The following is a 13,348-nucleotide window of genomic DNA, read 5'->3' as shown; positions in this document are numbered from 1 at the left end:
TAGCGAAAAGTGGCGGGTGAATGTTCCGGAATAGCGCCATTGTTGGCCTGATGTTTGCCAGCGATGCATCTCAGGTCGCCATGAATGGCGACCCTACAGGATTACTACCCGGTTTTTCCCAGGGTGCGCATTGAGGTACAAACAGGCATAAAAAAAGCGGACCGGGGTCCGCTTCTGTGAAGACTTTTCGGCGCTTACGCGTAGCCGTAGCTCATCAGACGCTGATAGCGGCGGTTAAGCAGCTCTTCCGTGCTCAGCACATCGAGATCGGCCAGATCGGCCAGCAGCTGCTGCTTGAGCGCTGCCGCCATGTCCACCGGATGACGGTGCGCGCCGCCCAGCGGTTCCGGGATGATCGAATCGATCAGCTTCAGCTCTTTCAGACGCCCGGCGGTGATGCCCATCGCTTCTGCGGCCAGTGGCGCTTTGTCGGCGCTCTTCCACAGAATTGACGCACAGCCTTCCGGTGAGATCACCGAATAGGTGCTGTACTGCAGCATATTCACTTTATCGCCAACGCCAATCGCCAGCGCGCCGCCGGAGCCGCCTTCGCCGATCACGGTACAGATCACCGGGATCTTCAGGCCTGACATCTCGCGCAGATTGCGGGCAATCGCTTCAGACTGACCGCGCTCTTCCGCGCCCACGCCTGGATAGGCACCCGGCGTGTCGATGAAGGTGATCAGCGGCATCTTAAAGCGCTCGGCCATCTCCATCAGACGCAGTGCTTTACGGTAGCCCTCGGGTGCTGGCATACCGAAGTTACGCCGGATTTTCTCTTTGGTTTCGCGGCCTTTCTGATGGCCAATGACCATCACCGGACGCCCATCCAGACGAGCGATGCCGCCAACAATGGCTTTATCATCGGCATAGGCGCGGTCACCGGCCAGCTCGTCAAAATCGTCAAACGCATTGCGGACATAGTCCAGCGTATAAGGACGCAGCGGATGGCGCGCCAGCTGCGCAACCTGCCATGCACCCAAATCGGAGAAGATTTTACGGGTCAGCTCGACGCTTTTCTCGCGCAGACGCTGCACTTCTTCATCCAGATTAATATCGTGTTTCTCATCCGAACGACCAATCGATTTCAGCGAGTCGATTTTCGCTTCCAGTTCAGCGATTGGCTGTTCAAAATCCAGGTAATTAAGACTCATAATGTTCCTGTTTTAGTCAAACTCCAGTTCCACCTGCTCCGACCCTACTAACGACCGCAAATCGTTGAGTAAACGATCGCTGGGCGAAATACGCCACGCTGCACCAAAGCGCAGCTTCGCCCGCGCATCTGCTCTCTGATAATAGAGATGCACCGGAATGGTCCCGGAGCGATGAGGCTCCAGAGACTGGCGGAGACGGTTTAAAAGCTGGTCATCAATTTGCCTGTCCGTCAGCGAGATAGCAAGTCCGCGCGCGTATTTTTCCCGCGCTTCGTCGATGTCCATGACTTCCCGGGCGGTCATTTTAAGCCCACCGCTAAAGTCATCAAAGCTGACCTGTCCACTGACGATCAGGATACGGTCCTTCTCCAGCAGCTGCTGGTATTTATCTAACGCATCGGTAAATAACATCACCTCGAGACGGCCAGAGCGGTCGTCAAGAGTACAGATACCAATTCGGTTGCCGCGCTTGGTGACCATGACGCGGGCGGCAATCACCAGCCCGGCCGCAACGGTCACTTTACCACGTTCTGTTGGATGCATGTCTTTCAGGCGCATGCCGCCAACGTAGCGCTCAATTTCTTTAAGATACTGATTGATCGGATGACCGGTGAGATACAGACCGAGCGTCTCACGCTCGCCGTCCAGCTGCACCTGTTCCGGCCACGGCGTTATGGCCGCGTAAGATTGCTCAACCTGCTCGGGCTCTTCCGCCAGCACGCCGAACATATCCGCCTGTCCCGTCGCTTCGGCTTTGGCATGCTGATCCGCCGCCTTCAGGGCGTCACCCAGCGCGCTCATCAGCGCCGCGCGGTGCGGGCCAAGACGATCAAACGCGCCGGACATGATCAGTTTTTCCATCACGCGACGATTGATCTTTTTGGTGTCGGTGCGGGCGCAGAGATCAAACAGCTCTTTAAAGTAGCCGCCCTGATTACGCGCTTCGAGGATCGCTTCGATCGGCCCCTCACCCACGCCTTTGATGGCGCCGATGCCGTACACGATCTCTCCGTCATCGTTGACGTGGAACGGATAGAGCCCGGAGTTAATGTCTGGCGGCAGAACTTTCAGCCCCATGCGCCAGCACTCATCCACCAGTCCAACCACCTTCTCGGTGTTATCCATATCGGCGGTCATCACCGCCGCCATGAACTCGGCCGGATAGTGTGCTTTCAGCCACAGCGTCTGATAGGAGACCAGCGCATAAGCAGCAGAGTGCGACTTGTTAAAGCCGTAGCCTGCGAACTTCTCCACCAGATCGAAGATTTTCATCGACAGTTCGCCGTTGATGCCCATCTTCTCAGCACCATCCTGGAACACCGAACGCTGCTTGGCCATCTCCTCCGGCTTCTTTTTACCCATGGCACGACGCAGCATATCCGCGCCGCCCAGCGTATAGCCGGACAGCACCTGGGCAATCTGCATCACCTGTTCCTGATAGAGGATGATGCCGTAGGTCGGCTCCAGCACCGGCTTCAGGCTCTCATGCTGCCACTGAATATCCGGGTAAGAGATGGCTTCACGGCCGTGCTTACGGTCAATAAAGTTATCGACCATGCCCGACTGCAGCGGCCCCGGACGGAACAGCGCCACCAGTGCGATCATATCTTCGAAGCAGTCCGGCTTCAGGCGCTTGATCAGATCTTTCATGCCGCGCGATTCAAGCTGGAACACCGCGGTGGTTTCCGAGCGTTGCAGCATGTCGAAGCTTTTTTTGTCATCCAGCGGGATGGCGGCGATATCGATCGGCGGTAAACCCTGCTTTTCACGCCGCGGGTTGATCATCTTCAGCGCCCAGTCGATGATGGTCAGCGTGCGCAGGCCGAGGAAGTCAAACTTCACCAGTCCGGCGTATTCCACGTCGTTTTTATCGAACTGGGTGACCGGGAACTGGCCGTTCTCATCGCAGTACAGCGGCGCAAAATCGGTGATTTTGGTCGGCGCAATAACCACGCCACCGGCGTGCTTGCCGGCGTTACGCGTGACCCCTTCCAGCTTGCGCGCCATGTCGATCAGCGCTTTGACCTCTTCGTCAGCTTCGTAGATCTCCGGCAGCTGCGGTTCCGCCTGGAACGCTTTTTCCAGCGTCATGCCGGGATCCGGCGGGATCAGTTTCGAGATGCGATCAACAAAGCCGTACGGATGCCCCAGCACCCGACCAACGTCGCGAATCACCGCTTTCGCCGCCATGGTACCAAAGGTGATAATCTGCGACACCGCATCGCGGCCGTACATCTCAGCCACGTGATCGATCACCTGGTCACGTTTTTCCATGCAGAAGTCGACGTCAAAGTCGGGCATCGAGACACGTTCCGGGTTAAGGAAACGTTCGAACAGCAGGTCAAACTCCAGCGGATCGAGATCGGTAATTTTCAGCGCATAGGCCACCAGTGAACCGGCACCGGAACCACGCCCCGGCCCGACCGGAATGCCGTTGTCCTTCGACCACTGGATAAACTCCATCACGATCAGGAAGTAGCCGGGGAAGCCCATCTGGTTAATGACGTTGAGCTCAATGTCGAGACGCTCGTCATACTCCGGCCGGCGTTCGGCACGCACCTGCTCATCCGGGAAGAGAAACGCCAGGCGCTCCTCCAGCCCTTCGCGCGACTTCATCACCAGGAAATCTTCGGTCGACATGTCGCCGGTCGGGAACTGCGGCAGGAAATATTCGCCGAGGCGCACCGTGACGTTACAACGCTTAGCAATCTCTACGCTGTTTTCCAGCGCTTCCGGGATGTCCGAGAACAGCTCGCACATCTCCTCTTCGCTGCGCATATATTGCTGAGGACTGTAGTTGCGCGGACGTTTAGGATCGTCCAGCGTGTAGCCGTCGTGAATCGCCACGCGGATTTCATGGGCATCAAAATCTTCTTCGTTGAGGAAGCAGACTTCATTGGTGGCCACCACCGGCACCGATTCAGCAATCGCCAGCTCAACCGCGGCGTGCAGATAGGCCTCTTCATCTGGCCGGCCGGTACGCGTCAGTTCCAGATAGTAGCGGTTAGGGAAATGCTGCTGATAGAAGCTCAGGCACTGCGCCACCAGCGCGTTATTGCCGCGCAGCAGGCTGCGACCGACGTCGCCGCGCCGTCCGCCCGACAGCAGAATCAACCCTTCGCCCAGCTCCAGGAGCCAGTCGCGATCGATAATCGGTCCGGCGATACCGTAACCGCGCTGGTAAGCGCGCGAAATCAGCAGCGTCAGATTCTGGTAACCGGTGTTATTAGCGGCCAGCACGGTGAGCTGCGTCAGCTCATCGCCCATCAAATCGCTGGCCACCTGGAAGTCGGCCCCGACGATCGGTTTAATACCGGCGCTGTGCGCGCTGCCATAAAAGCGCACCAGCCCGCACAGGTTGATGTAGTCGGTGATGGCAATGGCTGGCATGCCGAGCGCGGCCGCCTTTTTTACCAGCGGCCCGGTCTTGGCCAGACCATCGACCATGGAGTAATCGCTGTGTACGCGCAGATGTATAAAACGAGGTTCAGCCATATCAGTTTCCGGTTAAAACAGCGTCAGGCTATTAAAGCGTAGTCGGCTGGCGCGCGGCCAGCACATCAGCATCAATCAGGGCGTTACGCACCGGCGCAAAGCTGCGGCGGTGGTGAGGTGTGGCACCAAACTGCGTCAGTTTTTCCATGTGCAGCGCGGTCGGATAGCCTTTGTGCTGGGCGAAACCGTACTGCGGAAACAGCAGGTCCAGCTCGGCCATTTCGCGGTCGCGCGTGACTTTGGCGATGATCGAGGCGGCGCTGATTTCCCGCACCAGACTATCGCCCTTCACCACCGCCTGCGACGGCATCGGCAGCGCCGGACAGCGGTTGCCATCAATCAGGACAAAATCCGGTGCAATATGCAGACCGGCAACCGCGCGCTGCATCGCCAGCATGGTGGCGTGCAGGATGTTCAGCTGGTCAATCTCTTCCGGCTCAGCGCGGCCCAGGCTCCACGCCAGCGCTTTCTCTTTGATTTCATCAAACAGCGCAAGGCGGCGCTTTTCAGACAGCTTTTTGGAATCCGCCAGGCCGGCAATCGGCCGCGCCGGATCGAGGATCACGGCGGCGGTCACCACGGCACCGACCAGCGGGCCACGTCCGACTTCATCAACGCCGGCAATCAGCCGGGCGTCAGGATAGACAAATTCAGCCATTGGCAATCTCCAGTACCGCATCCGCCGCCTGTTCGTCGGCGTTCCAGCGAATCTGCTGATGCAATTGGGTGAAAGTGGCCAGCAGCGCGTCACGCTCCGGACCGGCATGCAACAGCGGCTCCAGCGCCGCGGCTAACGCTGCAGGCTGGCACTCCTCCTGCAGCAGCTCCTGCACCAGCTCACGGCCGGCCAGCAGGTTAGGCAGCGAAACGTACGGGGTTTTCACCAGCCGCTTCGCCAGCCAGAAGGTGAACGGCTTCATACGATAGCCCACCACCATCGGGCATTTCGCCAGCATGCACTCCAGCGCTGCAGTGCCGGAAGCCAGAATCGCTGCGTCGCTGGCGATCATCGCCTGGCGCCCTTTGCCATCCAGCAGGTGCATCGGCAATTCCGGCGCGACGCTGGCTTTAATCTGCTCGAACTGCGCGCGCCGCTTCGCGTTAACCAGCGGCACCACGATCTCCAGCGCCGGATAGCGCTGGCGCAGCAGCTGTGCAGCGCGCAGGAAATCGGCGCTGAGCATCTCCACTTCCGCGCCGCGGCTGCCCGGCAGCAGGCCGAGGCACAGCGCATCATCCGCGATGCCTAATTCACGCCGCGCGGCCAGTTTGTCCGGCTGCAGCGGCATCGCATCGGCCATGGTGTGCCCGATAAAGCGGCACGGCACGTTGTAGCGATCGTAAAACGCTTTTTCAAAAGGCAGAAACGCCAGCACCAGATCGGTGTTGCGGCCAATTTTGAACACACGCTTTTGTCGCCAGGCCCATACGGAAGGACTGACGTAATGAATGGTGCGAATGCCGGCACGCTTGAGGTTGCCTTCCAGCGTGATGTTGAAATCCGGGGCATCGATGCCGACGAAGACATCCGGCCGCAGCTCGGTAAAGCGCTGGGTTAAATCCTTGCGGATGTGCAGCAAACGGCGCAGGCGGCCAAGCACCTCAACGATGCCCATTACCGCCAGCTCTTCCATCTCGTACCAGGCTTCGCAGCCTTCGGCCTGCATCAGCGGACCGGCAACGCCAACGAAGCGCGCGTCAGGATGGCGCGCTTTCAGCGCACGAATCAATCCGGCACCAAGAATATCGCCGGAGGTTTCTCCGGCGACCAGGGCAATCGTTAAGGGACGCACTGACATGAATTAACGAATCAATCCACGGGTAGAACGGGCAAAGAAGTCGTAGAAAGGCTGCACTTCGCTATGAAGTTTAGCCAGTTCTTCAATCTCCGGCTTCACTTCATCCAGCGTTTTACCGCTGCGGTACAGCAGCTTGTACGCGTTACGAATGGCGTGCAGTGCTTCTTTGCTGAAGCCACGACGCTTCAGGCCTTCGATATTGACACCGAACGGCGTGGCATGGTTGCCCTGCGCAATCACGTACGGCGGCACGTCCTGCGCGACGCCGGAACAACCGCCTACCATCACGTGGGCACCAATGGTGCACCACTGGTGCACCGCCGTCACGCCGCCGATGATGGCAAAATCATCCACGGTAACGTGGCCGCCCAGCGTTACGTTGTTGGCCAGAATACAGCGATTGCCGATCACGCAGTCATGGGCAATGTGCGCGTTGACCATCAGCAGGTTGTCGCTGCCGACTTTGGTCAGGCCGCCACCCTGCGTGGTGCCACGATGAATGGTGACGCTCTCGCGGATGCGGTTGCGATCGCCGACTTCAACGCGGGTCGGTTCACCGGCATATTTCAGATCCTGATTCACTTCGCCAATCGAAACGAACTGGTAGATCTGGTTATCTTTACCGATACGCGTGTGGCCATTCACCACCACGTGCGATTTCAGCACCGTGCCTTCGCCAATTTCCACGTTCGCTCCGACAACACAAAACGGACCGATTTGGACGTTGGCGCCGATCACCGCACCTTCTTCAATGATGGACGTTGGATGGATGCTGGCGGTTGAATCAATCACTAATTATGCCTCCCGGCTACGGGCACACATCATGGTCGCTTCACAGACAATCTTACCGTCTACGGTTGCCACGCCTTTGAAGCGCGTCAGGCCACGGCGGGTCTTCTCGAAGGTGACTTCCATGATCATCTGGTCGCCCGGCACTACCGGACGCTTGAAACGGGCTTCGTCGATACCGGCGAAATAGTACAGCTCGCCCGGTTCCAGTTTTCCAACGCTTTTAAACGCCAGAATACCGGTCGCCTGCGCCATCGCTTCCAGGATCAGAACGCCTGGGAAAATCGGTTTACCAGGGAAGTGTCCCTGGAAAAACGGTTCATTAACAGAAACGTTCTTTACCGCACGCAGATATTTATGCTCTTCAAATTCCAGCACGCGGTCAACCAGCAAAAACGGGTAGCGGTGCGGCAGCAGTTCTAAAATCTCTTCAATTTTCAGAGTATGCGTTTCAGTTGTCAAAATACTCTTCCTGTCCTAAAAAATCTGATGGCAACAATAACACGGCCTGCACCGATCAAAATGATCTTTCGCAGGCCGCAAATCAGTTCAGTGGCGTTTCGCTTACCATGATACCTGCTGCCGCACTCTGGTTAACCCCGAGGTGAAAGAAGGTACGCTGCTTTATTATGAAAGCGGGTAGAGCCGGGATGTGCTCAGTCGTCTTTGCCGACCTTGCGTTCGATGGCTTTTAAGCGTTTGCTCATGTCATCGATGTTCATCACCAGCGCTGCCGTTTTACGCCAGGTTTTGTTGGGTTGCAGCGGGATACCCGATGAGTATACCCCAGGCTCTGTGATGGGACGCATGACCATGCCCATGCCGGTTACCGTCACTTTGTCACAGATTTCCATATGGCCGTTAATGACGCTGGCTCCGCCAATCATACAGTAACGCCCAATCTTCAGACTACCCGCCATGATCACACCACCGGCAACCGCGGTGTTATCACCAATCACGACGTTGTGCGCAATCTGACACTGGTTGTCTATGATAACACCATTGCCGATCAGAGTGTTATCCAGCGCACCGCGATCGATCGTGGTACAGGCACCAATTTCTACCCGATCGCCAATCACCACGGTGCCCAGCTGAGGAATTTTCACCCAGTTGCCGCGGTCGTTAGCATAACCGAAACCATCGGCACCAATCACGGTGCCAGACTGAATCAGACAATCCTGACCAATCTGAATCTCATGATAAACCGTAACGTTGGCCCACAGACGGGAACCACGGCCAATGCGCGTGCGCTTGCCGACAAAGCAGCCGGCGCCAATCACCACGTCATCACCCAGCTCAACGCCGGACTCGATGACCGCGTTAGCGCCCACCGAGACATTGTTCCCCAGCTTCGCGCTCGGATCGATCACGGCGCTGGGCGCGATATTTTGCGCGGGCTGCGGCGTGGTGTCCAGCAGTTGTGCCATGCGGGCATAAGTCAGGTAAGGGTTTTTCACCACCAGCGCGGCGGTTTTACACCACTCCAGATCCGCTTCCGTCAGCACCACGGCTGAGGCCTGAACCTGTGCGAGCTGCTCGCGGTAGCGGCTGTTGGCAAGAAAAGTGATTTGACCAGGGGTGGCGGATTGCATAGAAGCAATGCCGGAGATGGCGATATCGCCATCTCCGTGCAATTCTGCATCCAACTGCTGGGCTAAATCAGCCAGTCGAATTGATGACATCGATTATTTAACCTGTTTCAGCACGTCAGCAGTAATGTCTTTCGCGTTAGAAGCATAGGCAACGGCATTGGCGTCGATTACCACGTCATACCCTTCGCTGTCCGCCACTTTCTTCACTGCGTCCTGAATACGGCTCAGCAGTTTGTTACGCTCTTCCATCTGACGACGGCGGTTATCCTGATCGAAAGCCTGCGCTTTCGTCGAGAATGCTTCGCGCTGTGACATGATGTCTTTTTCCATGCGGCTGCGGTCGCTGGCCTTCATGGTTGAACCATCACGCTGCAGTTTCTGCATTTTAGTCTGCAGATCGCGCTCCTGGCTCTGCAGCTCAGTGGCACGGCCCTTGAATTCGTTTTCCAGCTGTTTAGCAACGGTCGCACGTTGCGGTAACTGTTGGAAAATGCTGGACACGTTTACCACTGCAATTTTGTCAGCAGCCTGAACGCCCGCGGAAACCGCTAAAGCAAGACCCAGACCTGCGGCACACAACAACTTTTTCACTATAAACTCCTTACCATCAACGTTTGTGTCAGCGACACAGTGTTGGCATCGTCCGGCTCCCGTCTGGCGCCGGCGCGATGCCGTACTACGACTCTGCTTCCGTGCTCAGAACCTTACCAGGTTTTACCGATGTTAAACTGGAACTGTTCTGCTTTGTCTCCCTCGACTTTTTTCACTGGCTGTGCGTAGGAGAACACCAGTGGTCCAAGTGGCGACATCCACTGCAGCGCAAGACCGGCAGAGACGCGAATGTTGTTCGGGTCGCTGTAGTCCGGAATGCCCGCCGCGCGGGTTTCCGCGGTATTCTGCCACTTGGTATCCCAGACGGTACCGGCATCCATAAATACCGAGGTACGTACTGAGTTTGCATATTTCTCGCTCAGGAACGGCGTTGGCGTAATCAGCTCAAGGCTGGCGATCGCCATGGCGTTACCGCCCACCGCATCGTCAGACTTACAGATGCCGTCCGGATCGGTCAGATTACAGCTCGACGAGCGATCGTTCAGGTAAGCGGCTTTCGGACCAATGGTGTTGGACTGGAAGCCACGCACGGTGCTGGAACCGCCGGCGTAGAAGTTCTCATAGAACGGCATCTCTTTGCCACCGAGTCCGTCACCGTAGCCAACACGGCCACGACCCAGCACCACCCAGGTGCCATCACGGTTCAGCGGCACGTACTGCTGGGTGTCCAGCGTCGCTTTATAGAACGAGTTATCAGAGCCCGGAATGGTCACTTTACCGTTCAGGTTGGTACGGTTACCGCGCGTCGGGAAGAAACCACGATCGAGCGTGTTGTACGTCCAGCCGTAGTTGAAGGTGAAGTCATCCGCAGAGAAATCACCGTCATCATTCAGCCCCTGATGACGCCCCACCGAGTCGAGGTAACGCCACATCGCCACCTGCGGACGCATGTTGGACAGGTCGTTGTGCACATAACCTAAGCCGACGCGCAGCGTGTTGTTTTCGTTAACCGGGAAGCCGAGCGTACCGTCCACACCGTAACTTTTGTTGGTGTAGTCGGAGAGATCAGCATCATCCGCTTTAAAGTCGTTGTAGAAGAGGCGGCCGCCGAGGCTCACACCGTCCACCGTGAAGTATGGATCGGTGAGTGAGAATTCTGCGTAGGTCTGGTAGTCGTTCTTGGTACCGCTGATGCCGACGGTATTACCGGTGCCGAGCCAGTTCTCCTGGGTCACGCCGACCTGGAAGCTGACGCCACTCTCCGTACCGTAACCCACACCAAAGTTGAAGGTACCGGTGTTACGCTCTTTGACTTTGTAAACCACGTCAACCTGGTCTGGCGAGCCCGGAACGCGCTGGGTATCAACGTCCACGGTTTCGAAGTAACCGGTACGGTTCAGGCGCTCTTTGCCCTGATCGACGAGGTCGCTGCCCAGCCATGCGCCTTCCATCTGACGCATTTCGCGGCGCAGTACGGCATCTTTCGAGGTGTCGTTACCTTCAAAACGCACTTTACGCACGTAGTAACGGTTACCGGCATCAACGTTGATGTGCAGCTTAACGGTTTTATCCGCATCGTTGATCTCCGGCTGCGTCACCACGCGTGGATAGGCGTAGCCATAACGGCCCAGCAGCTTCTTGATGTCATCTTCCATCTGGGTGACTTTGGTGCCGTTATACAGCTCACCGTTAGGAATCTGCGTCAGGTGCTCAATTTCCGCCGAGTGGCCTGCCATGCTGCCGTTGACGATCACGCCGGCAATCTTGTACTGATCGCCTTCGGTGATGTTGACGGTGATGTAGATGCCTTTCTTGTCCGGCGTCAGGCTCACCTGCGTGGAATCAATATTGAAACGCGCATAACCGCGATCCAGATAGAAGCTGCGCAGGGTTTCGAGATCGCCCGCCAGTTTCTGCTTCTGGTATTTACGATCGCCCACCACGTTCCACCACGGCACTTCATCGCGCAGCTGGAAGCGGGAGATCAGTTCGTCTGAGCTGAACGCTTTGTTGCCGACAATGTTGATCTGCTGGATCTTGGCCGAGACGCCTTCCTGGAAGACGAATTTCAGATCGACACGGTTACGCGGCAGCGGCGTCGCGATGGCTTTGACGCTGGCGGTATATTTACCGACGCTGTAGTAAAAGTCCTCCAGCCCCTTCTCGATGGAAGAGAGCGTGGTGCGGTCAAGCGCTTCGCCAACGCGCACACCGGAGGCCTCAAGGTTCTCCTTCAGCTGATCCTCTTTCACCGCTTTGTTACCGGAGAAGGTGATGCTGGCAATGGTCGGACGTTCCTTCACCTGAACAATCAGGGTGGTGCCGTCACGCAGAACCTGGACATCTTCAAAGTTACCGGTAGCGAACAGTGAGCGAATGGTGTTTCTGATGTCATCATCATTCACCGTATCACCGACGCGTACCGGCATGCTGAGCAGAGCCGCGCCGACGGCGACTCGCTGTAGACCTTCGAAATGAATGTCCTTCACTACGAAATCGTCTGCACCGTAAACGGTGGCGCTGCTAAACAGCAGCGACGCTATGAGCAACTTTTTCATCGCCATCGTTGTTATGCGTTTTCCTAACACATCCCGCGCCTGTCTGCGTTCCAGCGATTACAGGCGAGAGAAATCATTGAAAAGTGCAAGCCCCATTAAAAGCACCAGCAAAATTGAGCCGATGCGATAACTGAAGTCCTGAACTCGCTCGGACACCGGTCCACCTTTGATCTTTTCGATCGCCAGAAAGAGCAGATGTCCACCATCTAAAACCGGCAGAGGGAACAGATTGATGATCCCTAAGTTGACGCTAATCAGCGCGAGGAACATCAGGTAATAAATCACCCCATATTCAGCTGATAATCCGGCACCCTGCGCAATCGAAATTGGCCCGCTCAGGTTATTCAGCTTAACGTCCCCGGTTATCAACTTGCCCAGCATCGAAACCGTCAGCTTCATCAGTTGCCAGGTTTTGACACCGGCTTCACCAATCGCGGCGAAAGGTCCGTACTGTTTTACCGTTTTGTACTCATCCGGCAGCGGGATCATACGCGGGATCACCCCGGCAAAACCTTCCGCTGCGTTGCCCGGTTTCGCTTCCGGCGTTAGCGTCAGCGTTAACGGTTCACCGTTACGCTCAACCTCCAGCGCCATGTTTTTGCCGGGATTATCCCGAACCTGAGCCGCAAAAACCTGCCATTGCGTTAATGGCTGACCATCGACTTTAACGATCCTGTCGCCGGCTTGCAAACCGGCAGCACTTGCCGGTGAACGCGCCTGCACTTCTGCCAGCGTGGTTTCGATTTGCGGCCCGCGCGGTCGAATACCTAAAGCGACCACCGGGTCCTGTTTGTCCGGTTCAAATTGCCAGTCACGCAGATTGAGCTGCTTCTGCTGCGTCGCCTGCTGACCAAACTGTGACACGGTCAGCGTGGCGCTGCTGTCGCCGATTTTACCGATCAGCGCCAGGCGCACAGCATCCCAGTCAGGCGTTTCGATACCGTCAACCGCTTTAAGTTCCATGCCGGAGGTAATTTGCGCTTCTGCCGCGACGGAACCGCTCATAATTTCGCCGACCACCGGGCGAACACCCGGCACACCATGGATGAACACCACCCAGTAGGCGAACACGGCAAAGATGAAATTGGCGATGGGACCGGCGGCAATGATTGAGGCACGCTGCAGCACGGTTTTATTGTTGAAGGCCTGATGACGCAGCTCAGCGGGCACGCTCTCTACGCGCTCGTCGAGCATTTTGACGTAGCCACCGAGCGGAATCAGCGCGATCACGTATTCCGTGCCCTGGCGGTCAGTGCGACGCCACAGGGCTTTGCCGAAACCGATCGAGAAGCGTTCTACTTTGACACCGCAGCGACGCGCCACCCAGAAGTGGCCGAACTCGTGCACCGTAATCAGCACGCCGAGCGCCACGATAAAGGCGACAAAACTCCAGAGTATGCTCAACATCG

Annotated in this window: 10 protein-coding genes; all 10 read right to left on the bottom strand. The window is 57.0% G+C overall.

Translation table 11 applies throughout. The features are described from left to right. Nucleotides 1–194: 194 nt before the first annotated feature. Nucleotides 195–1,154, bottom strand: coding sequence for an acetyl-CoA carboxylase carboxyl transferase subunit alpha (gene accA, locus KOL70_RS16140; protein ID WP_021507476.1), 960 nt, complete (start codon nucleotides 1,152–1,154; stop codon nucleotides 195–197). 12 nt (nucleotides 1,155–1,166) lie between these two features. Further along, nucleotides 1,167–4,649, bottom strand: a complete 3,483-nt coding sequence (gene dnaE, locus KOL70_RS16135; RefSeq protein ID WP_058770581.1) for a DNA polymerase III subunit alpha — start codon at nucleotides 4,647–4,649, stop codon at nucleotides 1,167–1,169. Nucleotides 4,650–4,680: 31 nt separating this feature from the next. Next, entirely contained in the window at nucleotides 4,681–5,307 is a 627-nt protein-coding gene (gene rnhB, locus KOL70_RS16130) for a ribonuclease HII (protein WP_215480911.1), read from the bottom strand. After that, nucleotides 5,300–6,448: a lipid-A-disaccharide synthase gene (gene lpxB, locus KOL70_RS16125; protein ID WP_058759532.1), complete on the bottom strand. Its 1,149-nt coding sequence runs from the start codon at nucleotides 6,446–6,448 to the stop codon at nucleotides 5,300–5,302. The genes rnhB and lpxB overlap by 8 nt, the downstream gene beginning before the upstream one ends. Before the next feature lie 3 nt (nucleotides 6,449–6,451). Then, a complete protein-coding gene (gene lpxA, locus KOL70_RS16120) occupies nucleotides 6,452–7,240 on the bottom strand; it encodes an acyl-ACP--UDP-N-acetylglucosamine O-acyltransferase (protein ID WP_021507480.1) in 789 nt (262 codons plus the stop codon). A 3-nt stretch (nucleotides 7,241–7,243) separates the two neighbouring features. Further along, complete coding sequence (gene fabZ, locus KOL70_RS16115) at nucleotides 7,244–7,699, bottom strand: 3-hydroxyacyl-ACP dehydratase FabZ (protein ID WP_013507953.1); 456 nt, start codon at nucleotides 7,697–7,699, stop codon at nucleotides 7,244–7,246. Nucleotides 7,700–7,893: 194 nt separating this feature from the next. Further along, the gene (gene lpxD, locus KOL70_RS16110) at nucleotides 7,894–8,919 is read right to left on the bottom strand and encodes a UDP-3-O-(3-hydroxymyristoyl)glucosamine N-acyltransferase (protein ID WP_021507481.1); all 1,026 of its coding nucleotides are present in this window, start codon (nucleotides 8,917–8,919) and stop codon (nucleotides 7,894–7,896) included. A gap of 3 nt (nucleotides 8,920–8,922) precedes the next feature. Beyond that, the gene (gene skp, locus KOL70_RS16105) at nucleotides 8,923–9,420 is read right to left on the bottom strand and encodes a molecular chaperone Skp (protein ID WP_021507482.1); all 498 of its coding nucleotides are present in this window, start codon (nucleotides 9,418–9,420) and stop codon (nucleotides 8,923–8,925) included. A 113-nt stretch (nucleotides 9,421–9,533) separates the two neighbouring features. Beyond that, nucleotides 9,534–11,945 (bottom strand): outer membrane protein assembly factor BamA, encoded by a 2,412-nt coding sequence (gene bamA, locus KOL70_RS16100; protein WP_021507483.1) that lies wholly within the window; start codon nucleotides 11,943–11,945, stop codon nucleotides 9,534–9,536. Nucleotides 11,946–11,996: 51 nt separating this feature from the next. Continuing rightward, complete coding sequence (gene rseP / locus KOL70_RS16095) at nucleotides 11,997–13,346, bottom strand: sigma E protease regulator RseP (protein ID WP_215480910.1); 1,350 nt, start codon at nucleotides 13,344–13,346, stop codon at nucleotides 11,997–11,999. Nucleotides 13,347–13,348: the final 2 nt, after the last annotated feature.

The sequence above is a fragment of the Pantoea sp. B270 genome (assembly GCF_018726825.1).
In the GTDB taxonomy this organism is placed as follows: domain Bacteria; phylum Pseudomonadota; class Gammaproteobacteria; order Enterobacterales; family Enterobacteriaceae; genus Pantoea; species Pantoea dispersa.
This window is presented reverse-complemented; position numbering and strand designations above follow the sequence as displayed.

Excerpts from the sequence above, each read along its gene's own strand:
- accA (WP_021507476.1), bottom strand. The coding sequence starts at position 1,154 with ATGAGTCTTAATTACCTGGATTTTGAACAGCCAATCGCTGAACTGGAA.
- rnhB (WP_215480911.1), bottom strand. The coding sequence starts at position 5,307 with ATGGCTGAATTTGTCTATCCTGACGCCCGGCTGATTGCCGGCGTTGAT.
- lpxB (WP_058759532.1), bottom strand. The coding sequence starts at position 6,448 with ATGTCAGTGCGTCCCTTAACGATTGCCCTGGTCGCCGGAGAAACCTCC.
- lpxD (WP_021507481.1), bottom strand. The coding sequence starts at position 8,919 with ATGTCATCAATTCGACTGGCTGATTTAGCCCAGCAGTTGGATGCAGAA.
- bamA (WP_021507483.1), bottom strand. The coding sequence starts at position 11,945 with ATGGCGATGAAAAAGTTGCTCATAGCGTCGCTGCTGTTTAGCAGCGCC.
- rseP (WP_215480910.1), bottom strand. The coding sequence starts at position 13,346 with ATGTTGAGCATACTCTGGAGTTTTGTCGCCTTTATCGTGGCGCTCGGC.
- dnaE (WP_058770581.1), bottom strand. The coding sequence starts at position 4,649 with ATGGCTGAACCTCGTTTTATACATCTGCGCGTACACAGCGATTACTCC.